Genomic DNA, 18,908 nt, shown 5'->3' with positions numbered 1-18,908 from the left:
CCCGACTCGGCCTCGGGGGGAGTGCGTGCCTCAGCCGTCGCCCCTCACCGCTGCGAGGCACTGGTCGTAGAGGTCGGCCAGGTCAAGTCGTCCGTCGTGTTCGGCCCAGAGTTCGGTTGCCGTGTCGACGCAGGCGAAGACCGTCGCGACGATCGCTTTGGCCCGCGGGTCGGAGGCCGGGCCGGAGCCCAGCCTCGCCTGGATGACCGGGACGAGTTCGGACTGCCAGCGCAGTCGCTTCTCGATGTAGCGGGCGTGCAGCGAGGGGGTGTCGAAGATGAGGCGGGACAGCTCCAGCACCCGCTCCGGTGTGTGGTTGGCGGTCAGGATGACCTCGAATCCGGCGCGTAGGGCGTCCCAAGGGGAGAGCTCGGCCGGCTGCTGCTCGACGGTTCTCCTCAGCAGTTCGCCCAGTGCCTCCTGGTCTCCGCAGACCAGGTCCTCCTTGGTGCCGAAGTAGCGGAACAGCGAGCGTTGCGAGATCTCCGCCTCCCGCGCGATCTGCGCGATGGTCGTCTGCTCGTAGCCCTGCTCGGTGAACAGGCGAACCGCCGTATCCAGGATCGCCTCGACGGCGACTTGCCGTGAACGGTCCCACAAGGTCGTCATGGACGTCAGGCTACCCCTCTGGACAGCGACCGCCTAATTGGCATTAACTGCCAGGTAGGCAGCAACTGAAAGAAGGGTGGCCATGGAAGCGGTCAATTACCACGGACAGACCACACTGATCACCGGCGCCAGCGCCGGACTCGGCGCCGAGTTCGCCCGCCAGCTCGCAGGCCGCGGCTCCGACCTCGTGCTCGTCGCACGCCGCAGGGAACGCCTGGAAGAACTGGCCGCGGAACTACGCGCACAGCATCCGATCCAGGTCCACGTGGTGGAGATGGACCTGGCCACGGACAACCCCGGGCAGACGCTGGCCGCACTGGTGGAGCAGCTCGGCCTGGAGGTCACCAGCGTGATCAACAACGCTGGGTTCGCGAGCTTCGGCCCCTTCCACCAGACGGACCCGGGACGGCTGCGCCGGGAGATCGCCGTCGACGTGACCGCGGTGGCCGACATCAGCCGCGCCTTCATCGAGCAGCTGCGGACATCGGGGCGCGGGGTGCTGGTCAATGTGGCGAGCATGGCCGCTTACCAGCCCAACCCGCGCATGGCTCTCTACGGGGCGACCAAGGCGTTCGTGCTGAGCCTCACCGAGGCGCTGTGGGAGGAGTCGCGCGGCACCGGTCTGCGCGTGCTGGCCCTCTCCCCGGGTGCCACCCGGACCGAGTTCTTCGAGGTCGTGGGAACCATGCAGGCCGCCGGGGGGACCCGGCTCGCCTCGCCCGTCGACGTCGTCCACACCGCGCTGGCCGCCCTGGACCGCAGGAACCCGCCGCCCAGCGTCATCTCCGGACGGATGAACCGGGTGATGGCCTTCCTCGCCCGTCGGCTGGCCACCCGACGGCAGGTCATCCGGGCCATCGGCCGACTCACCGCCCAGGGAGCATGACGGTGGGTGGGAAAGCCCTCGGATCGGTCGGCAGGCCGGCCTGCCGACCGATCCGGCCGAGTCGTCCGCCGGCGTGGGTCTGTCGGTCAGCTGCCGGGGCGAGCGCCCCATGCGTTCTGGAGGGCTGACGGCACGTCTTCCCCAAGCACGACGTGCGTGGTCGCGCCCGGCAGGGTGGGCAGCTCGGCCCAGTGAGTCACCGTTTCCTCGCTGGCACATCCGTAGGGCAGACGCACGACTCCATCGGAGTCGACGAAGCAGTCCCGGTGTTCCGCCCCGTCCTCGCTCCAGTGCAGAGTTGTGAAGTACATCGGCCTCACCAGCCAGAACTCCTCGCCCAACGCGCCATCAGGCCCATCGGACCCATCGGCGCCGTCAGCCGGGTACCGGCCCGTGATCGCCGCGGCCACCGGTGCACCGCTCCAAGGCAGCCTCTCGCGTGCGTCCACCCACGTCACGACGGTGTTCGGATTCGTCATCTCCACCCTCACTCAGGCACTCGGCATATCGTCCTCCGCCCATACACCGGTGCATCGGCAAGGACTTGCCGCGACGGGCCTGTCCGCGGACGTGTCTGGGAGAGGCCCGGTGTGTCACCGGATTTCCGGCGGAGTGTTCAGCGTATTTCGACGAAGACCGGGTTCGAGTAGAACCACAGATCGTCCCAAGGGCTCTCCAGCCCGTCGGCGAGCGGCTCCATCTCATCGGTGCTCGTGCCGCGCACCCGCGCGTAGAGGTCGCTCTCCACACCGCGCAGAGTGTGCCGGATGACGTACTCGCCGCCCTGCCTGCGCCAGTCGCCGGGGCCGAACCGCGCCACCACCTTGGTGGTCGGGTTGGTGTCGGTGTCGAGGTTGGTGCTCGGACCGGTGACCTGGCCCACGATCAGGTCGACGCGGCGGACCTGGGGGCGGTCACCATTGCCGTTCGTGCCTTCCAGCGGCCGGAACCTGATCTCGATCTCGACGTCGGTGCGGTGCCGGCGGCTTACGGTGAGCGTCTGGCCCATCTCGGCGTTGCGGCCACGGTTGCTCGCCGTGAGGTCGAGACCGGTGATGAGGTCCCCGGTGCCGACCCAGACGCGCCCGTTGCGGAGCCCGTCCATGATGTCGGCGTAGTCCTGCCTGGCCAGCACATGGGTCTTGCTGTACTCACCGGGCCAGAAGTCGGAGCCACCGCGCGTCCAGTGCACATGCGAGTCCGAGGTCGCGGTGATCCACCAGCGCCGACCTTCGCCGAGCAGCGCGTCCCAGAGCCCGCCGACGCGAGCGGTCATCTGGTCGAAGCCGCCGTGGGTCGGGTACCTGTTGTAACCTCCGCGCGCCTTTCCGATGAGCGGGCCGGCCTGGTGGCCCGGAGCGCCCTCGAAGCCCACGTAGATGTCCGGGGCGGCGTTGTTGCCGTTGCGGAACTCCCGGGGTGTGTCCTGTCCCCAGACGCCGAGACCGGTCGCCGACCGGGAGGTGTGGTGGGCGATCACCAGCGGCTTGCGTCTCATGTCCTTCGCGGCCTTGAGGAACTCGACCATCTTGGCCTCGGTGTCGCGGCCGGGATCGGCGGGGAAGGCGTCGTTCTTCGCGAAGCGGCTCTCCAGCTCGTAGAGCTGCTGCGCCTCGTCGCTGTGATGGGGAATCATCAGCGTGTGGTGGTCCAGTGCGGGGGCATCGAACTCCATGCCCCAGAACTGGAGGACCTCCGGTACGAGCACACGTGAACGCAGGAGCTCCGGATAGGCCAGTTCGAGGTTCACCTTCGAGTGCGTCGGACCGCCATGGTCGGTGCACATCATCCAGCTGAGACCGAAGTGCTTGCCCATGATCGCGTTGGTGACGATGGGGTACACGGCGTCGGCACCCTTGTGGAACGTCGGCGGGTTCGTCGACGTGTCGAAGTCACCGCTGTACTCCGAGTGCACATGGTGATCACCGGCCCGCCACGTACGCCTGTGGGCCTCACGGGGCTTCCCCTGCCCGGCACCGTCCTCGCTGTGAGCCGCTGCCGTGCCGACCCCGACCAGCGGGGTCGCGGCTGCCAACGTCGCCCCGACACCGGCGAACTTGACCAGACGACGCCGCGATATAGCCGAGTTCCCGGGGTCCTCGAAGCTCTTGTCCTTCACTGGGCAGCCTCTCGTTCGACTGGTGCGGGGGGCGACGAGTGAGTCTCGAAGCACCAGTCGAACGCCGTATGAACGGCGATCGGACACCGGACGACAATGAACTCCCGAAATAAGTCGGAGGTTTGACTACACCTCAGAGCAGGCTCTCACTCACAACCCGGTCGGCGAGCCGGGTGTGGGACATGCGCACGTACGGAGACGTTGAACTTACTGAAGCTGAACCCGTGATGTCGGCGACGATGCTCCTGCGGCCGTCGCCGACATCATGTGGTGCCGTCGGGGTCGGTGTCAGTGGACCGGTTCGAGATGGTCGGCGCCCGGGTGCCCGGCGCTCAGGTGAGCGGTGAGGAAGCGGGCGGCGCGGTCGAGTGCGGCGTCCGCCTCGTCGAGGCGGCCGTAGTGGTGTTGGAAGACGTGGGGGAGGCCGGGGCCGACTTCGAGCGTGACCTCGACGCCGTCGGGCGCCCGCGCGGCCGGCCAGCCGGACCGCGTCGTCGAGGAGCACCTCGTTCGCCCCGACCTGCACGAGGAGTGGGGGCAGTCCGGTGAGGTCGGCGAACAACGGACTGGCCAGGGGGTGCGCCCTGTCGCCTGCGCCGACGTAGAGATCGGCGTAGGCGCGCAGGTCGGCCTCTGTGAAAATGGGGTCGGCGCTCGCCTTGGAACGGATGCTTCCTCCAGCGAGGGTGAGGTCGGCCCAGGGGGAGAAGACGACCACGGCGGCTGGTTGCGGCAGTCCGGCTTCCCGGGCGGCGAGCAGCGTGGCGATGCTCAATGCGCCACCTGCGGAGTCACCGGCGATGACGAGGTCCCGTGGGTCGGTGCCCGATGCCAGCAGCTCGCGGTAGGCCGCGAGCCCGTCGTCGACAGCTGCGGGGAAAGGGTGTTCGGGGGCCAGTCGGTAATCCACTGATGTCGCGCGCAGCCGGGCGCGGCGGGCCAGTTCGCCGACCAGCCCTGCGTGGGTGTCCGGTGAGCCGATGACGTAGCCGCCGCCGTGCATGTAGAGCAGTCGGCTGCGGCCGGAGGCTTCGGTTGGGTCCAGCTCCAGTGTCGGCCGCCCGCCCAGGACGGTCCTGCGGGTGACCACGCCCTCCGGCGCGGGGCGGGTGACGGCCGCGGCGAAGCCGCTGCGCTGCTCCTCGGGAGTGGGTCGTATCTTGCTGCGAGGGGCGGAGCGGAGTAGGGCGTCCAGGGCGTCGCGCTGCTGTCGGGACATGTGGGGCCTCCATGGGTCGGGGTGCGAAAATGGATTCCTGGGAATCCATCTGCCTGACCCCAACCGGATTCCAGGGAAGATGATTCCTGGGAATCTACTGGAGCTAATGTGAGCCACATCACCCCGATCTTCTCCGATCTGGTCCGCGTCGAGACGCGGCTCTACAACGCGGTGAGCGCCCGGTTGCGCGCCGAACAAGGGCTGGGGCTGGGGCAGTTCGAGTTTTTGGAGATCATCGACCGGGTGCCGGGGTGCCGGGTGCTCGACATCGTCGGTGAACTGGCGATCACCGTCGGGGCCGTCAGCAAGGCGGTCGACCGGCTGGTGGCTGCGGGTTGGTGCCTGCGGATCGCGCATCCCCAGGACCGCCGCTCGTCCGTCCTTCGCCTCACGTCCGAGGGTGAGAAGCGGTTGTCCGCTTCCCGCCCCGTTGTCGAAAGCGAGCTCATCTCGCTGACCGCGGCGGTTCCCCCCGACGACCTGGCCCGCATCGCCTCAACCCTGGCCATGCTTCGCACAAACCTCGAGGCGGGCCCGAACGGCCGGCCGGGATGAGGGGACATGTTGCCCTGCCTGGGAGGCACTCACCCGGAGACGCCCGGCATCCCGGCGGAGCGTGACCGGGCGCTCGTCAGGGGCAAGGGCGGCCCGTCCGGAAAGTGGTGGTGGCTGCGGCGATGACGGTGTCCAGCCTGTCCCGGGTGCCCACCAGGGTGCCGATCTGGGCGTCGATACGATCCCGCTCCGCCGAGAGTCGCATGAGCAGTTCCGGCGTCACCTCGCCGGTCACGACGCACGGCAGCAGTTCCACGATCGAGCGGCTCGGCAGCCCTGCCGCGTACAGCTGCTGGATCAGCAGGACGCGGTCGACCGCATCGTCCGCGTAGTGCCGCTGGCCGCTGGGACTGCGTTCGGAGGCGAGCAGGTGCTGTTCCTCGTAGTAGCGCAGCGCTCGCACGCTCACACCCGTGCTGGCGGCGAGTTCACCGATGCGCATCACTTTCTCCTTGCCTCTGACGTCAACGTCAGCTTTTAGCGTGACCGATGTACGGGCCTGTGGCCAGAGATTCCATGGAGAGAAGGACGAGATGCCGTACGACGGTTACACGGGACTGCGGGTGGCGATCGACGCCGGCGTGGCTTACGTGACGCTCGACAACCCGCCGGTCAACATGCTCGACACGACGCTCATCAACGAACTGCACGACTTCGTGGGAGCCGTCCGCGAGGACGAGCGGGTGCGGGTGATCGTGGTGCAGAGCGCCGACCCGGACTTCTTCGTCGCCCACGTCGACCTGGGCTTCATGCTCAAGCCGGAGACCTTCGCGGAGCTGGCCAACCCGGACGCGGGGACCGGCGGCGACGAGTCTCTGATCAACCCGATGCAGAAGCTGATGCTGCGCCTGCGCGCGCTGCCGCAGGTGACGATCGCCAAGCTCGCCGGGCGTCTTCGGGGCGGCGGCAACGAACTGGCGATGGCGCTCGACATGCGTTTCGCCGCCAGGGGGCGGACCTGGCTCGCTCAGCCCGAGACCCGGATGGGCATCATCCCCGGAGGCGGCGGCACCCAGCTGCTGCCCCCGCTCGTGGGCCGCGCCCGGGCGCTGGAGGTGATCCTCGGAGGCAACCTCTTCGACGCCGAGACGGCCGAGCGCTACGGCTGGATCAACCGCGCTTTCCCGGCCGGGGAACTCGACGACTTCGTCGACACCCTCGCCCGGCGCATCGCGTCTCTGCGCCCGGAACAGATCACCGCGGCGAAGACGGCGGTCGGTGCCGCGACCGCCGGCGGGAGCCTGCTGGAGGGTCTCGGCGAGGAGAGCAAGGCCCTGAGCGGGGTCTACCCGGCACCGGACGCCGTGGTCGAGCGCATACGAGCTGCCGTGGCAGCCGGCGCCCAGACCCGCGACGGCGAACTCGACCTGGAGGCGTCACTGGACCGTACGGCCTGAGCCTTACGCGGCCGCCCGCGCTTTGATCACGGACGCTCCGGGTTCGCGGGCCTGGCCGCCCGGCCCGGCCGCCCAGGGAGGCGGTTGGGCTGGCCGCCCCGTTGTACCGGGCGGGCGGCACCGCACCACGGGTACGCAGGTCTTCACCTCTTCATGCCCGTGGCTTCATCGGCCCGTGTCGAAGCGGCGGCGTGAAGCCTCGATCTGGCCGAGGAACTGGTGGGTCCAGTCACACAGTCCGGCGATCGTCACGCGCAGCGCCCGGCCCGGTTCGGTCAGGGTGTACTCGACCCGCGGCGGCACCGTGGGGTGCACGTTCCGCTCGACCAGTCCGTTGCGTTCCAGCATGCGCAGGTTCTGGGTGAGCATCTTGTGGCTGATGCCCTCGATGCCGTTGCGGACCTCGCTGAAACGCAGTGTGCGTTCACCAAGGGCTTCGATGATCAGCAGCGCCCATTTGTTGGCGACGTCCGAGAAGATCTCCCGCGCCAGCGAGTCCGCGCGTGTGAGGTCGGCGTCCTTGTCCGAGGCGCTGAACTGCTTGGTCACCATGAGGTACCCCAGTCACTGAAAAGTGCGTTCTTCCACGTCAGCGCCCAGTCTCCTACGGTTTCCAAGTAACCAGAAGAGACCACGGCTTCTTTCGCCGATGAAAGCGAGCCCATGGCCTCTCATCAGAAGAGGAGACGGACGGCATGGCCATCACCCTGGTGAACCCCCGCGGATTGCCCGAGATCGACGCCTACCGGCAGGTCTCGGTCGCGACCGGTTCGCGGCTGGTCTTCATCGCCGGGCAGGTCGCCTGGGACGCCGAAGGCGCCACCGTCGGTGAAGGTGACCTCGCCGCTCAGGTCGAACAGTGCTACCTCAACGTCGCCACCGCCCTGGCCGGGGTCGGCGCCTCCTTCGACGACGTGGCGAAACTGAACGTGCACGTCGTCGACTGGACCACCGAGAAGATGCCCCTGCTCATGGAAGGCCTGACCCGGGCCGCCACCAGGCTGGGGACCACCGCCGCACCGCCGGCCACCCTCCTGGGCGTCGCGGCCCTGGACGTACCCGAGCACCTGGTCGAGATCGAAGCGACCGCGGTCCTCGACTGAACAGGCGCCCTCCACATCGAAGTCGGAGTGACGCCACCCACCGTGCCAGGTGTGCCGGTCGGCGGCGGTCCCCTCGGTGGGGATACCGTCCCGCCGTCCCGCCGTAGCCGCGGCACCACCGTGGCCTCCCGCAACGCGAAGCGCGGAATCAGCACGGCAACCGCCGTGCACACCACCGCACTTGGCCCGTTCGGGATGAGCCGGTTCCTTCGTCTCGCTCGTCCCGTGGTCAGTCCTCGGTCGCCGGTCCCCGTACGGGACTGCCGAGAACCGTGGCGGTGAAGCCCGCCAGCTGTCTGCGCAACTCGCGGCGGGGCATGCCCTTCTCGCCGGCCAGATACTCGACGAGATCGGCCCGCGTGGCGGCGAGCAGTGCATGCGCGGCGAAGTCGCTGTCGGCCGGGCCGGGGATCTGCTCCAGCAGGTCGCGGAGCAGGGTGTGCCATCGCTCGTAGTGATCGGTCCGATAGGGGCTGTCCGCGCCGGTGCCCTCCAGGGCCAGGGCGAGGTGGCGGTTGTCGAGCTTGAAGCACAGGACGGCGTCGAGCAGGGCGGGTACGCGCTGAAGCGGCGGGGTGGCGGGCCCAAGCGGTGGCGCGCCGCCTTCGACGGCGCTCCTGACTGGTTCGAGCCGTGCTTCGTACAGCGCGCGGATCAGCCCGGTGCGGTCCCCGAAGGCCCGGAAGAGCGTTCCCTTGCCGACGCCGGCCGCGGCCGCGATGTCGGCCATGGTCACGTCCTCGGGGCTGCGGCACTGAGCGAAGAGGGTGTCGGCGGCCGCAAGGGCGGCTGCCCGGTTACGGGCCGCGTCCTTGCGTGGCTTTCGCTCGGGCATGGGGTTACCTCCGTTTGCGATCCGGACCGGCGGTCCGTATCTTCGTCGAAGTCGAAGCGGACCGCTGGTCCGTATCGTATGGGACGGAGACCCTCATGCCCGAAAACACCTCAGCTGCGGATCTGTACCTCCACAGCCTGCGCCTCCTGCTGGACAAGGACATTCCCGCCTGGGTAGGCCTGTGGGCGGAGGATGGAGTCATGGAGTTCCCCTTCGCTCCCCCGGGGTGGCCCGGGAGGCTGGAGGGCCGGGATGCCATCGGCGGCTACATGCGCGACTATCCCGACCACATCGACCTGCACGACTTCCCGGACCTGAAGATCCATCAGACCGCCGATCCCGCAACCGTCGTGGCCGAGATGCGCGGTGTGGGTCTCCTGGTCAAGACAGCAAGCCCCTTCGACATGACCTACATCGCGGTCGTGACCGTCCAGGACGGGCGCTTCACCTCCTACCGCGACTACTGGAACCCCCTTGCCGTCCAGGAACCCGGCATGGACTTCACCCAGGTGAGCACCCGATGACCATCACCGGCGCCATCCTGGTCATCGGCGCCACCGGCACGACCGGAAGCCGCACCACCGCGCAGTTGGTCGCGGCCGGTCACCGTGTCAAAGCCGGCGGCCGCCGCGGCACCCCGCTCCCGGGCGCGGAGCCGGTCCGCTTCGACTGGTTCGACCCCACCACCTTCGCCGACGCCCTCAGCGGAGCCGACCGCGTCTACCTCGTCCCGCCCCCGGGCGACCCGGAACCGGCCGCGGTCATGCTGCCCTTCCTCCACCAGGCCCGCGCTGCCGGCATACAACGCGCGGTACTCCTCAGCTCCTCGGCGATCCCCGAGGGCGGCCCGGCCGTCGGGATCGTGCACCAGGCCCTGCCCGGTCTGTTCGACCAGTGGGCGGTGCTGCGGCCGTCCTGGTTCATGCAGAACTTCACCGGCACGCATGCCCACGCCGACAGCATCCGCACGCACGGCGTCATCCGGACCGCGGCCGGCGACGGACGGGTCGGGTTCGTCGACGCCGACGACATCGCCGCCGTCGCCGCCCGTGCTCTGACCGACGGCGAGGCACCCAACGCCGGCCTGGTCCTGACCGGCCCGGAAGCCCTCAGCCACGACGACATCGCCGGAATCCTCACCCAGGTCAGCGGCCGCCCCGTGGTCCACCACCACCTGACATACGAACAGATGCGGGACCGCCTCGCCGCGGAGATACCGCCGGAGTTCGCCGCGATGCTGGCCGGCATGGACCGCGCCATCGCCGAGGGAGGCGAGGATCGTACGACCGACACCGTCCAGCGCCTCACCGGCCGCGCACCGCACAGCTTCCGGACGGTCGCCGAACGAGAGTTGGCACCAGACAGGTGATGCGCACCGGCGTGGGCACAGAGGGCCTGCCGTACCGGACTGTCAGGCCGAGCACGGGGGTTTGCGCAGGCCGGCGCCCCGCCCTGATTTATGGCTGCTACGAGAGCACGGTGTCTCCGTCTGTGGAAGCGAGGTCCGTGCCTGCGGGATCCGTGCCAGCAGGGTCCGTGCCTGCGAGGTCGTACGGCAGCAGCTCGGGCCGCTTGGGCGGCAGGCCGTCACCCGACGAGCGTCCCGTGAGCCGCCGGCCTATCCAGGGCGCCAGATGCTCCCGGGCGAAGCGCACGTCGGCCGTGCGGCGGGCGGCCCAGCCGGGGCGTATCGCCGCGGGCAGGGGTGCGCGCCAGTCGTCCTCCGCGGCCAGCCCCAGTGTCTGCCACACCGCTTCCGCGACCCGTCGGTGGCCTTCCGCGGTGAGATGCAGCCGGTCCACGTCCCACAGCCGCGGGTCCGAGAGGACCGGAGCGCCGTAGAGGTCCACGACCAGCGCGCCATGGCGCTCAGCGAGCAGGTCGACATGGGCGAAGAGTTCTTCCATGCGCGACCGGAAGCGCTCCAGGACCGGCCCGTTGCGGCCGGGGCTGCGCATCAGGACCAGCTGCCGGCACGAGGGCGCCAGCCGCTCCACCGCCTCCTCGAGCAGCCCGCGCACCCGGCCCATGTCGCACTTCGGGCGGAGGGTGTCGTTGAGTCCGCCGACGAGTGTGACCACATCAGCGTTCATCGCGGCCGCCGGCTCCACCTGCTCCTCGGCGATCTGTCCGATGAGCTTGCCGCGCACGGCGAGGTTCGCGTAGCGGAATCCGGGTGTGCGGGCCGCGAGCCGCGCGGCGAGGAGATCGGCCCAGCCCCGGTACGAACCGTCGGGCTGGAGGTCGGACATGCCCTCGGTGAAGGAGTCCCCGACCGCGACAAAGCTGGTGTATGTGGCGTTCATGTCCATGGCGGGCCGATCATACCGTGCGGTATGTCGCGGCTGCCGGGGCGGGGTCCGGGTTCCTGACCGTCTTCGCGGTGGTGCCCGAAGCCCGTCTTCACCGTGGTGCCCGGGGCGGGCGCCGGGGCGCCGCGGCCTGCTCGATAGTGTCCCGTACATGACCAACCTGTTGAGTGCGGCCTTCTGGACCGCCACCGCCGAACGCGCCGTCCGCACCTTCGCCCAGTCCCTCGCCGCCGTGCTCCTCGCGGGGGCGACGAGCCTGTTCGACGTCGACTGGCCCGCCGCGCTCGCGACGGCGGGCCTCGCCACCCTGCTCTCCGTACTCACGGCGATAGGCACCTCGAAGGTGGGCGGGCGCGGCCCCGGCATCACCGAGACGACGGACCGCGCCCCCTCGGCTCAGCGGCCCTGACCGGGAGTACCCACCAGTTCCCGCAGGACGTCCTCCATCGTGACCAGCCCGGTCAGCCCGCCCTCCTCGTCGAGCACCGCCGCGAGGTGGGTGCGGCTGCGGCGCATCGCCGTCAGCACGTCGTCCAGCGGGGTCGCGGCACGCACCCGGGCGATCGGCCGCATCGCCGTGACCGGGAACGGCATGTCGCGCGGAGCCTCGTCCAGGGCGTCCTTCACATGCAGATAGCCGAGGATCTGGTGCGTGCCGTCCAGTACGGGGAAGCGGGAGAAGCCCGACTCCGCGGACAGCCGCTCCAGGTCCTCGGGTGTGGTCCCGACCTGTGCGTACACCACCCGCTCCACCGGCATCACGACCTCCCCGACCGGTCGGCGGCCCAGCTCCAGGGCGTCGTGCAGCCGCTCGGCGGCACGGTCGTCCAGCAGCCCCGCGTCCCCGGAGTCGCGCACCATCCGTGCCAGTTCGTCGTCCGAGAAGGTCGCGGACACCTCGCCCCTGACCTCCACCCGCATCAGCTTCAGCAGAGCGTTGGCGAAGGCGTTGATCGCGAAGATCACCGGCCGCAGCGCCCGGGCGAGGGCGACCAGCGGCGGACCGAGTGCCAGCGCCGTACGGGTCGGTTCCGCGAGCGCGATGTTCTTGGGCACCATCTCGCCCAGCAGCATGTGCAGATACGTGGCCACTGCCAGTGCGATCACGAACGAGACGGGATGGACCAGTCCGTGCGGCACCCCGACGGCGTCGAACAGCGGCTCCAGCAGATGCGCGATCGCCGGCTCGGCGACCACACCGAGCACCAGCGTGCACAGGGTGATGCCGAGCTGCGCCGCGGCCAGCAGGGCCGAGACATGCTCCAGGCCCCAGATGACGCTGCGGGCCCGCCGGTCGCCGGCCTCCGCCTTCGGCTCGATCTGACTGCGCCGCACCGAGACCAGAGCGAACTCGGCGCCGACGAAGAACGCGTTGACGACCAGGGTCAGGAAGGCGACGAAGAGCTGAATCGCGATCATCGCGCGCGCCTCCCGGGTTCGTCGTCGCCGGCCGAGGGCAGGGGCGCATGCAGCAGTACGCGCGCCGCCCGCCGTCCGGACGCGTCCACCACGTCCAGCCGCCAGCCCGAGAGCTCGACGTCGTCGCCGACGGCCGGTATGCGGCCGAGCACGCTGGCGATCAGACCGGCCAGGGTCTCGTACGGACCGTCCGGCACCCGCAGCCCGATCGTCCTGAGCTGATCCGTGCGAGCGGCGCCGTCGGCCGACCACAGGGCCCGGCCGTCCGCGTCCTCACCCGCCCGTGCCAGGTCGGGGGTCTCGTGCGGATCGTGTTCGTCGCGCACCTCGCCGACGACCTCCTCGACGATGTCCTCCAGGGTGACGACGCCGGCCGTACCGCCGTACTCGTCGATGACCACGGCCATCGTCCGCTTGCCCGACAGCCGGTCGAGGAGCCGGTCCACGGTCAGGGTCTCGGGCACCAGCAGCGGCTCGCGCACCAGTGCGGCCACCGGGTGGCGGGGCCGCTGGTCCGCCGGCAGGGCGAGGACGTCCTTGATGTGGGCGATGCCGATGACGGTGTCGAGACTGTCCCGGTAGACGGGGAAGCGAGACAGCCCGGTCGCGCGCGTGGCGTTGGCGACATCCTCCGCGGTCGCCTGCACCTCGAGGGCGGTGACCTGGACCCGCGGCGTCATCACGTTCTCCGCCGTCAGCTCGGCGAGGTTGAGGGTGCGTACGAAGAGCTCGGCGGTGTCCGGTTCGAGGGCCCCCTCCTTGGCGGAGTGGCGGGCCAGGGCGACGAGCTCCTCGGGGGTGCGTGCCGAGGCGAGTTCCTCCGTCGGCTCGAACCCGAACCGCCGCACCGTACGGTTCGCCATGGTGTTCAGATGGCCGATCAGCGGGCGGAAAGCCGCCGAGAACACCCGTTGGGGCGTGGCGACGACCTTGGCGACCGCGAGCGGCGACGAGATCGCCCAGTTCTTGGGAACGAGCTCACCGACGACCATCAGCACGATCGTCGACAGACCCATGCCGATGACCAGGGCGAGCGACGAGGCGACGGACGCGGAGACACCCACGGCCTCCAGAGGCCCCCGGATCAGCTTGGCGATGGAGGGCTCGGCGAGCATGCCGACGATCAGATTGGTCACCGTGATGCCGAGCTGGGCCCCGGACAGCTGGAAGGTCAGTCCGCGGACGGCCTTGAGGGCGCTCGCGGCTCCGCGCTCGCCGCGCTCCACGGCCCGCTCGAGATCGGCGCGCTCGACCGTCGTGAGCGAGAACTCCGCCGCGACGAACGCCCCGCACGCGAGGCAGAGCAGCACCGCCACAAAGAGCAGGAGCACTTCCGTCATCGGTTCACCTCCGTCCCATGATCGGCCAGAGGGGGGAGGATCGCTCGGTGTCTGCTACTGGGAGGCTCGCCCATGGGCGGACGCTCACACCTTTCGTTCGAGGCTGATGTTGCACCCATGGTAAAGGATCGGCAAAAGGCGTGGTCATGCGGGGGATCGGCGGCCGTACGGCCGGCCGTGAACCGCTCACCCAGCCCCGCGGACGGCGGTCACTCGTGCGCGATCGCGGCCAGCACGTTCAGCCGCGACGCCCGCAGTGCCGGGAACACCGCCGCCGCCAGACCCACGACCACGGATCCGACGACGACCGCGACCACCGTTCCCCAGGGCACCGCGAACGCCGTCATGCCCTCGAGCGCCAGCACCTGCTGCGCCGCGACGCCCCACACCATGCCCAGTGCGAGCCCGAGCACCGCACCGAACACCGCGATCACCACGGACTCCAGCCGGATCATGCGGCGCAGCTGGACCCGGGACAGCCCGATCGCCCGCAGCAGTCCGATCTCCCGCGTCCGTTCGACCACCGAAAGCGCCAGGGTGTTCACGACGCCCAGCACCGCGATCACGATCGCCAGTCCCAGCAGTGCGTAGACCAGATACAGCAGCACGGCGATCTGGGTGCGCACCAGTTCCTTGTAGTCGGCTTGGTCCCGCACCTGCACCTGCGGATACGGTTCCAGCGCCCGCTCCAGCCCGGTGCGCAGCGCGCCGGGATCGGTGCCCGGAGCGGCGTTGACGTACACGGCGCTCTCCTGGGCCCCGGGCACATGGCGGTCCAGCGTGGCCAGTCCCATGAACAGTCCGCCGGTCATCCCGGGGCCCGTCGGCTGGTCCATGTCGGTCAGCGCTCCCACCCTCAGCCGCGCGTGCCGCCCTCCGGGGAACTCCACCGGCAGCACCGTCCCGGCCCGCACCCCGTGCTCCGCCGCGAAATCCCGGTCCATGGCGATGGCGCCCGCCGCGAGCGCGGTGCGGGTGTCCCCGCTCGTGTACGTGACGTGTGCGGCCTCGTCGAGCCCCGGGTCGTACCCCGCGGCGGTCGACTCGACCCGTTCGCCGTCCGGGAGGGTCAGGGCGAGCGGTGCGAAACGCTGACGCACCAGCGTGCCCGCTCCCTCGACGTCCCGCACCTTCTCCGTGACCTCCTCGGGGAAGGGCTGGAAGTTGGTGTTCTGCACGACGAAGTCGGCGCCGAGGGTGCGGTCGATCTGCCGGTCGAAGGACCGGGTCATCGAAGCGCTCGCCACCGAGAGGCCGGTCACCAGGGTCAGACCGATCATCAGCGCGGCCGCCGTCGCACCCGTACGCCTCGGATTGCGCAGTGCGTTGCGCTGGCTCATCCGGCCCACGGGGCCGAACAGCCGGGGGAACGCCCCGCCCAGTACCCGGATCACCGGGCGCACCAGCAGCGGTCCGGCCACCACCGCCGCGACGAGCGTCAGCACGATGCCGGCGCCGAGCAGTGGCGCGGCCGTCGCCGTACGGTCGCTCGCCGCGCATCCGGCGAGTGCGGCGAGGCCCCCCGCGCCCACCACGGCGCCCGCGATCGCCCTGATCCTCAGCGGGCGGCCCACCCCCGCGACTTCGGCGTCCACGAGCGCCGCCATGGGGGAGACCCGGGCCGCGCGGCGGGCGGGAAGATACGCGGCGACGAAGGTGACACCGAGCCCGACGACGTACGCGGCGACCGGCGTCGCCGGCCCGATCGCCATCTCCGCCGCGCGCAGGTTCATCCCGAACAGGCCCATCAGCTCGATCAGCCCCGCCGCCAGGCCGATCCCGGCGGCCAGCCCGATGGTCGCCCCTGTCACGCCCAGCAGCAGGGCCTCGGTGAGCACCGATCGCCGCACCTGCCGCCGGTCGGCGCCAAGAGCCCGCAGCAGCCCCAGCTCACGCGTGCGCTGGGCGATCAGCATCGAGAAGGTGTTGACGATCAGGAAGATTCCCACCAGCACAGCCACACCGGCGAAACCCAGCATCACGTACTTGACCACATCGAGGAAGCCGCCGAGTTGCTCGGCGGCGGTCCTGGCCTGCTCGTCGGAGGTCCGCACCTCGTAGGCGCCGCCCAGCGCAGCCGCGATCCGCTGTTTGAGCACGGGGTCGCGCACACCGGGGGCGGCGTCCACCGAGACCGACGTGGCGGCGTCCGCTCTGCCGAGCAGCTTCCGCTGCGCGGTCGGGGTGTCCAGGAAGAGCAGCGCCGCGCCCGGATTGGTGGTCGTGAAGGTGGCGATGCCGACGACCCGGACGGGGAACGAGCCGGGCTGGGCCAGGACGGTGAGCCTGTCCCCGACGCGGACGCCCTTCTTGTCGGCGGTGTCCCGGTCGATGAGTGCCTCGCCGGGGCCGCGGGGCGGGTGCCCGCTGCCGATCCGCACCGGACTGCGCTCGGTCGCGTACCAGTTGGCGGCGATGGTGGGGGCGCCGGTGGTCGGACCGACGGGTTCGTTGTGCTCGTCGACGACCGTGAGGTTCTGGACGGACGCGTCGACATGGGTGGCGGCCACCCCGTCGACCGCGCGGATCCGTCCGGCGAGTGACGCGGGGAGGGTGCGGACCACCCCGGACGGCACGTACTCGTCGAGGCCCGTCTTCGGAGAGACCGTCACATCCGCGGACGTCGAGGCGAAGAGGCGGTCGAAGGTGCGGGCCACCGTGTCCGAGAAGATCAGCGAGCCGCAGACGAACGCGACGGACAGGACGACCGCGAGCGCCGACAGCAGCAGCCGGCCCTTGTGGGCGAGGAAACTCCGCAGGGTCGCCTTCAGCATGGAGGCCTCAGTCCCCCGACCGGGTGTCGAAACGCTTGAGCCGCTCCAGCACCCGCGGCGCGGTCGGCTCGTCCATCACATCCACGATCCGGCCGTCGGCGAGGAAGAGCACCAGGTCGGAGTGGGCGGCGGCGCCGGGATCGTGCGTCACCATCACCACCGTCTGGTCCAGGCGGTCGACGGCGTCCCGGAGGAAGCCGAGCACCTCGGCGCCGGAGCGCGAGTCCAGATTGCCGGTCGGCTCGTCGGCGAAGATGAGCTCCGGCCGGGAGGCCAGCGCCCTGGCGCAGGCAACGCGCTGCTGCTGCCCGCCCGAGAGCTGGGCGGGGCGGTGCTCCAGGCGGTCGCGCAGCCGGAGGGTGTCGATCACGCGATCCACCCACTCACGGTCGGGGGCCCGCCCCGCGATGTCCATCGGGAGAGTGATGTTCTCGGCGGCGGTGAGCGTCGGCAGCAGATTGAAGGCCTGGAAGACGAAGCCGACCCGGTCACGGCGCAGCCGGGTCAGCTCCCGCTCCCTCAGCCCGGTGATCTCGGTGTCGCCGAGCCAGACCTGACCGCCGGAGACGGAGTCGAGTCCGGCGAGGCAGTGCATCAGGGTCGACTTGCCCGACCCCGAGGGGCCCATCACGGCCGTGAAGCGCCCCCGGGCGATGTCCACGTCCACCGCGTCGAGGGCACGCACGGCCGTTTCCCCCGAGCCGTAGGTCTTGGTGAGGCCGCGGGCCCGCGCGGCGAGGGGCGTGTCGTCGGCCTGTTCGTGGGTGGGTGCGGTGGCAGGTGTGGACAAGGCCGCCTCCCGGTCGTGGGCGCCTGCGACGTGCGTGCTCCGGCATGGTCCGTCGTACTGCGTACCCCGAGCGTAAGCGCCCTTCCCGCCCTTGTCGGTGCTAGCGCCGCCGCGCTAGCGTGAGTGCGTGGCGAAGACTCAGCTGAACGTACGTGTGGACGAGAGCACCGCAGAGGCCGCACGCCGACGGGCCCAGCAGCGGGGGGTGAGCGTGAACCGGTACATCGAGGAGCTCGTCCAGCAGGACGCGGGCGAGGTGGGGCGCACGTTCGTCGAGGCCGCGGCGGACTTCATGAAGCAGTACGAGTCGGTGTTCGCGGAGGAGTTCGGCGCGTCCGGACAGCCGGACGCACCGGGGGCGCCGCAGCCGGGCAAGGACCGGCGTTGACTCTGTCGATCGACCTCGCCTGGCTCCTTATGGTCGCCGAGCACAAGACCCCGGGGGACCCGCAGGTCACCGACTGGGGTGCGCTCGTCGCGGCCGTCAGCCGCCATGAAGCGGAGATATTCGGCATCCCCGTCTACAGCGATCCGCAGATGCGCGCCGCGTCCCTGCTCCAGTTACTGCTCCATGTGCCCGCGCTGGAACACTCCAACGCGATGTTCGCCTCCGCCGTCGCGTACGGCTACCTCGTCGCCTGCGGACTGAAGGTGGTCACGTCGCCCGAGCAGGTCAGGGACCTGGCACGGCTGGTCAAGCAGGGCAAGGCGGACGTCCGTGCGATCGCCGCCGAACTACGGCAATGGAGCCACTGAGCCACTGGTTCGTTCCACGCCGGTGGCGAGCGGTCCGTCTCAGGGCCGCTCGCGTCAGGGCAGTTCGTCCTCGGGCCCGTCGGCAGCGAACGGCCTGCGCGCCACCCCCAGCACGGTGAACGACGACGGCAGCAGGAGCCCCTTCTCCGGGATGCGCAGCGTCCGGTAGGCGCCGATCTCGAAGCCCGCGCGCTCCATCCCGGCGATCGGTTCCCGGGCGGTGTGGCAGCCGCCGAACAGCAGCGGCCACACCGTGCGGTCGAGCGCACGCTGCGCCCCCGCCATGGCCCGGCCGGGCGCCCGGCCGTGCTCGAAGAAGCGCAGTTCGCCGCCCGGACGCAGCACCCGCCGGATCTCGGAGAGCGCCCTCGGCACATCACGCACCGAGCACAGCACGAGCGAGACCACCGCCCCGTCGAACGCCTCGCTCTTCACCGGCAGAGCCTCGGCGGCAGCCGGCACCACGTCCACGGGCACATCGGCGTGGAGCGCCGCGGTCACCGCCGACTGCCGCAGGACACGCTCCGGTTCGATCGCCACGACCTCGGAGACCGCAGCCGGGTAGTGGGGGAAGTTCAACCCGTTGCCCGCGCCGATCTCGATGATCCGGCCGGAGAGGCCCGCCAGCAGCTCCCTGCGGTAGGCCGCGATGCCGGCTCTCGCGTCGGCGGCGACGCTGATCCTCGTGTAGAAGCGGGCGAACACGGGGTGATGGACGGCATCCCGGGGGACTTTCGGCGCGCACAACGGCATCGTGGCCTCCTCCGACGACCGGTACGGTGATTCTCCCCCCG

22 protein-coding genes are annotated in these 18,908 nt (G+C 70.3%); 9 read left to right on the top strand and 13 right to left on the bottom strand.

Going from position 1 to position 18,908, the window contains the following annotated elements; all coding sequences use genetic code 11:
• Nucleotides 1-30: 30 nt before the first annotated feature.
• Complete coding sequence (locus ACTWOL_RS04730; RefSeq protein ID WP_474294632.1) at nucleotides 31-609, bottom strand: TetR/AcrR family transcriptional regulator; 579 nt, start codon at nucleotides 607-609, stop codon at nucleotides 31-33.
• An 82-nt stretch (nucleotides 610-691) separates the two neighbouring features.
• Between ACTWOL_RS04730 and ACTWOL_RS04725 the strand changes: the two genes are divergently transcribed.
• Nucleotides 692-1,495 (top strand): SDR family NAD(P)-dependent oxidoreductase, encoded by an 804-nt coding sequence (locus ACTWOL_RS04725; protein ID WP_474294630.1) that lies wholly within the window; start codon nucleotides 692-694, stop codon nucleotides 1,493-1,495.
• 86 nt (nucleotides 1,496-1,581) lie between these two features.
• Here the strand turns inward: ACTWOL_RS04725 and ACTWOL_RS04720 are convergent, their stop codons facing one another.
• From ACTWOL_RS04720 to ACTWOL_RS04710, 3 genes are all read right to left on the bottom strand, one after another.
• Complete coding sequence (locus ACTWOL_RS04720) at nucleotides 1,582-1,974, bottom strand: AQJ64_40280 family protein (protein ID WP_474294629.1); 393 nt, start codon at nucleotides 1,972-1,974, stop codon at nucleotides 1,582-1,584.
• 137 nt (nucleotides 1,975-2,111) lie between these two features.
• Nucleotides 2,112-3,614, bottom strand: coding sequence for a CehA/McbA family metallohydrolase domain-containing protein (locus ACTWOL_RS04715; protein WP_474294627.1), 1,503 nt, complete (start codon nucleotides 3,612-3,614; stop codon nucleotides 2,112-2,114).
• Nucleotides 3,615-3,747: 133 nt separating this feature from the next.
• Nucleotides 3,748-4,833, bottom strand: a complete 1,086-nt coding sequence (locus ACTWOL_RS04710; protein ID WP_474294626.1) for an alpha/beta hydrolase — start codon at nucleotides 4,831-4,833, stop codon at nucleotides 3,748-3,750.
• 108 nt (nucleotides 4,834-4,941) lie between these two features.
• Here ACTWOL_RS04710 and ACTWOL_RS04705 point away from each other — a divergent pair, with 108 nt between their 5' ends.
• Nucleotides 4,942-5,388 carry a MarR family winged helix-turn-helix transcriptional regulator gene (locus tag ACTWOL_RS04705; protein WP_474294624.1) on the top strand — a complete coding sequence of 149 codons (447 nt, stop codon included), beginning with the start codon at nucleotides 4,942-4,944 and terminating at the stop codon, nucleotides 5,386-5,388.
• Between the two features lie 76 nt (nucleotides 5,389-5,464).
• Here ACTWOL_RS04705 and ACTWOL_RS04700 read toward each other — a convergent pair whose 3' ends face one another.
• Nucleotides 5,465-5,830 (bottom strand): MerR family transcriptional regulator, encoded by a 366-nt coding sequence (locus ACTWOL_RS04700; RefSeq protein ID WP_474294622.1) that lies wholly within the window; start codon nucleotides 5,828-5,830, stop codon nucleotides 5,465-5,467.
• Nucleotides 5,831-5,921: 91 nt separating this feature from the next.
• On the opposite strand from ACTWOL_RS04700, the gene ACTWOL_RS04695 reads away from it, so the two are divergent.
• Nucleotides 5,922-6,785, top strand: a complete 864-nt coding sequence (locus ACTWOL_RS04695; protein WP_474294620.1) for an enoyl-CoA hydratase/isomerase family protein — start codon at nucleotides 5,922-5,924, stop codon at nucleotides 6,783-6,785.
• Nucleotides 6,786-6,950: 165 nt separating this feature from the next.
• Here the strand turns inward: ACTWOL_RS04695 and ACTWOL_RS04690 are convergent, their stop codons facing one another.
• Complete coding sequence (locus tag ACTWOL_RS04690) at nucleotides 6,951-7,337, bottom strand: winged helix-turn-helix transcriptional regulator (RefSeq protein WP_474294618.1); 387 nt, start codon at nucleotides 7,335-7,337, stop codon at nucleotides 6,951-6,953.
• A gap of 143 nt (nucleotides 7,338-7,480) precedes the next feature.
• On the opposite strand from ACTWOL_RS04690, the gene ACTWOL_RS04685 reads away from it, so the two are divergent.
• Nucleotides 7,481-7,888, top strand: a complete 408-nt coding sequence (locus tag ACTWOL_RS04685) for a RidA family protein (RefSeq protein ID WP_474294616.1) — start codon at nucleotides 7,481-7,483, stop codon at nucleotides 7,886-7,888.
• Between the two features lie 229 nt (nucleotides 7,889-8,117).
• Here ACTWOL_RS04685 and ACTWOL_RS04680 read toward each other — a convergent pair whose 3' ends face one another.
• On the bottom strand, nucleotides 8,118-8,723 hold the full coding sequence (locus ACTWOL_RS04680) for a TetR/AcrR family transcriptional regulator (protein ID WP_474294614.1): 606 nt from the start codon (nucleotides 8,721-8,723) through the stop codon (nucleotides 8,118-8,120).
• A 95-nt stretch (nucleotides 8,724-8,818) separates the two neighbouring features.
• On the opposite strand from ACTWOL_RS04680, the gene ACTWOL_RS04675 reads away from it, so the two are divergent.
• A complete protein-coding gene (locus ACTWOL_RS04675) occupies nucleotides 8,819-9,247 on the top strand; it encodes a nuclear transport factor 2 family protein (RefSeq protein ID WP_474294612.1) in 429 nt (142 codons plus the stop codon).
• Nucleotides 9,244-10,092, top strand: coding sequence for an NmrA family NAD(P)-binding protein (locus ACTWOL_RS04670; RefSeq protein ID WP_474294610.1), 849 nt, complete (start codon nucleotides 9,244-9,246; stop codon nucleotides 10,090-10,092). Before ACTWOL_RS04675 ends, ACTWOL_RS04670 begins: the two co-directional genes overlap by 4 nt.
• Nucleotides 10,093-10,189: 97 nt before the next feature.
• Here the strand turns inward: ACTWOL_RS04670 and ACTWOL_RS04665 are convergent, their stop codons facing one another.
• Entirely contained in the window at nucleotides 10,190-11,035 is an 846-nt protein-coding gene (locus tag ACTWOL_RS04665) for an SGNH/GDSL hydrolase family protein (protein WP_474294608.1), read from the bottom strand.
• Between the two features lie 151 nt (nucleotides 11,036-11,186).
• Between ACTWOL_RS04665 and ACTWOL_RS04660 the strand changes: the two genes are divergently transcribed.
• The gene (locus tag ACTWOL_RS04660) at nucleotides 11,187-11,444 is read left to right on the top strand and encodes a holin (protein ID WP_474294606.1); all 258 of its coding nucleotides are present in this window, start codon (nucleotides 11,187-11,189) and stop codon (nucleotides 11,442-11,444) included.
• Here the strand turns inward: ACTWOL_RS04660 and ACTWOL_RS04655 are convergent.
• The 4 genes from ACTWOL_RS04655 to ACTWOL_RS04640 form a co-directional block, all read right to left on the bottom strand.
• A complete protein-coding gene (locus ACTWOL_RS04655) occupies nucleotides 11,432-12,454 on the bottom strand; it encodes a hemolysin family protein (protein ID WP_474294605.1) in 1,023 nt (340 codons plus the stop codon). The two genes, ACTWOL_RS04660 and ACTWOL_RS04655, sit on opposite strands and share 13 nt — an antisense overlap.
• Nucleotides 12,451-13,794: a hemolysin family protein gene (locus ACTWOL_RS04650; protein ID WP_474294603.1), complete on the bottom strand. Its 1,344-nt coding sequence runs from the start codon at nucleotides 13,792-13,794 to the stop codon at nucleotides 12,451-12,453. Before ACTWOL_RS04650 ends, ACTWOL_RS04655 begins: the two co-directional genes overlap by 4 nt.
• A gap of 209 nt (nucleotides 13,795-14,003) precedes the next feature.
• Nucleotides 14,004-16,568, bottom strand: a complete 2,565-nt coding sequence (locus ACTWOL_RS04645; protein ID WP_474294601.1) for an ABC transporter permease — start codon at nucleotides 16,566-16,568, stop codon at nucleotides 14,004-14,006.
• Between the two features lie 7 nt (nucleotides 16,569-16,575).
• Nucleotides 16,576-17,358, bottom strand: a complete 783-nt coding sequence (locus ACTWOL_RS04640) for an ABC transporter ATP-binding protein (protein ID WP_474294599.1) — start codon at nucleotides 17,356-17,358, stop codon at nucleotides 16,576-16,578.
• Nucleotides 17,359-17,485: 127 nt separating this feature from the next.
• On the opposite strand from ACTWOL_RS04640, the gene ACTWOL_RS04635 reads away from it, so the two are divergent.
• Complete coding sequence (locus tag ACTWOL_RS04635; RefSeq protein ID WP_474294597.1) at nucleotides 17,486-17,746, top strand: toxin-antitoxin system HicB family antitoxin; 261 nt, start codon at nucleotides 17,486-17,488, stop codon at nucleotides 17,744-17,746.
• Complete coding sequence (locus ACTWOL_RS04630) at nucleotides 17,743-18,114, top strand: hypothetical protein (protein ID WP_474294596.1); 372 nt, start codon at nucleotides 17,743-17,745, stop codon at nucleotides 18,112-18,114. The genes ACTWOL_RS04635 and ACTWOL_RS04630 overlap by 4 nt, the downstream gene beginning before the upstream one ends.
• A 54-nt stretch (nucleotides 18,115-18,168) precedes the next feature.
• On the opposite strand, the gene ACTWOL_RS04625 is transcribed toward ACTWOL_RS04630, so the two are convergent.
• The gene (locus tag ACTWOL_RS04625) at nucleotides 18,169-18,867 is read right to left on the bottom strand and encodes a class I SAM-dependent methyltransferase (RefSeq protein ID WP_474294594.1); all 699 of its coding nucleotides are present in this window, start codon (nucleotides 18,865-18,867) and stop codon (nucleotides 18,169-18,171) included.
• Nucleotides 18,868-18,908: the final 41 nt, after the last annotated feature.

The sequence above is a fragment of the Micromonospora sp. IBHARD003 genome, assembly GCF_056106285.1.
The sequence above is the reverse complement of the archived record's forward strand: the minus strand, read 5'-3'. Positions and strand labels throughout refer to the sequence as shown.

Bases quoted from the DNA above. Each gene is read 5' to 3' on its own strand.
- ACTWOL_RS04690 (WP_474294618.1), bottom strand. From the start codon at position 7,337: ATGGTGACCAAGCAGTTCAGCGCCTCGGACAAGGACGCCGACCTCACA.
- ACTWOL_RS04625 (WP_474294594.1), bottom strand. From the start codon at position 18,867: ATGCCGTTGTGCGCGCCGAAAGTCCCCCGGGATGCCGTCCATCACCCC.
- ACTWOL_RS04685 (WP_474294616.1), top strand. From the start codon at position 7,481: ATGGCCATCACCCTGGTGAACCCCCGCGGATTGCCCGAGATCGACGCC.
- ACTWOL_RS04700 (WP_474294622.1), bottom strand. From the start codon at position 5,830: ATGCGCATCGGTGAACTCGCCGCCAGCACGGGTGTGAGCGTGCGAGCG.
- ACTWOL_RS04695 (WP_474294620.1), top strand. From the start codon at position 5,922: ATGCCGTACGACGGTTACACGGGACTGCGGGTGGCGATCGACGCCGGC.
- ACTWOL_RS04710 (WP_474294626.1), bottom strand. From the start codon at position 4,833: ATGTCCCGACAGCAGCGCGACGCCCTGGACGCCCTACTCCGCTCCGCC.
- ACTWOL_RS04720 (WP_474294629.1), bottom strand. From the start codon at position 1,974: ATGACGAATCCGAACACCGTCGTGACGTGGGTGGACGCACGCGAGAGG.
- ACTWOL_RS04665 (WP_474294608.1), bottom strand. From the start codon at position 11,035: ATGGACATGAACGCCACATACACCAGCTTTGTCGCGGTCGGGGACTCC.
- ACTWOL_RS04650 (WP_474294603.1), bottom strand. From the start codon at position 13,794: ATGACGGAAGTGCTCCTGCTCTTTGTGGCGGTGCTGCTCTGCCTCGCG.
- ACTWOL_RS04730 (WP_474294632.1), bottom strand. From the start codon at position 609: ATGACGACCTTGTGGGACCGTTCACGGCAAGTCGCCGTCGAGGCGATC.
- ACTWOL_RS04655 (WP_474294605.1), bottom strand. From the start codon at position 12,454: ATGATCGCGATTCAGCTCTTCGTCGCCTTCCTGACCCTGGTCGTCAAC.
- ACTWOL_RS04645 (WP_474294601.1), bottom strand. From the start codon at position 16,568: ATGCTGAAGGCGACCCTGCGGAGTTTCCTCGCCCACAAGGGCCGGCTG.
- ACTWOL_RS04675 (WP_474294612.1), top strand. From the start codon at position 8,819: ATGCCCGAAAACACCTCAGCTGCGGATCTGTACCTCCACAGCCTGCGC.
- ACTWOL_RS04660 (WP_474294606.1), top strand. From the start codon at position 11,187: ATGACCAACCTGTTGAGTGCGGCCTTCTGGACCGCCACCGCCGAACGC.
- ACTWOL_RS04725 (WP_474294630.1), top strand. From the start codon at position 692: ATGGAAGCGGTCAATTACCACGGACAGACCACACTGATCACCGGCGCC.
- ACTWOL_RS04670 (WP_474294610.1), top strand. From the start codon at position 9,244: ATGACCATCACCGGCGCCATCCTGGTCATCGGCGCCACCGGCACGACC.
- ACTWOL_RS04680 (WP_474294614.1), bottom strand. From the start codon at position 8,723: ATGCCCGAGCGAAAGCCACGCAAGGACGCGGCCCGTAACCGGGCAGCC.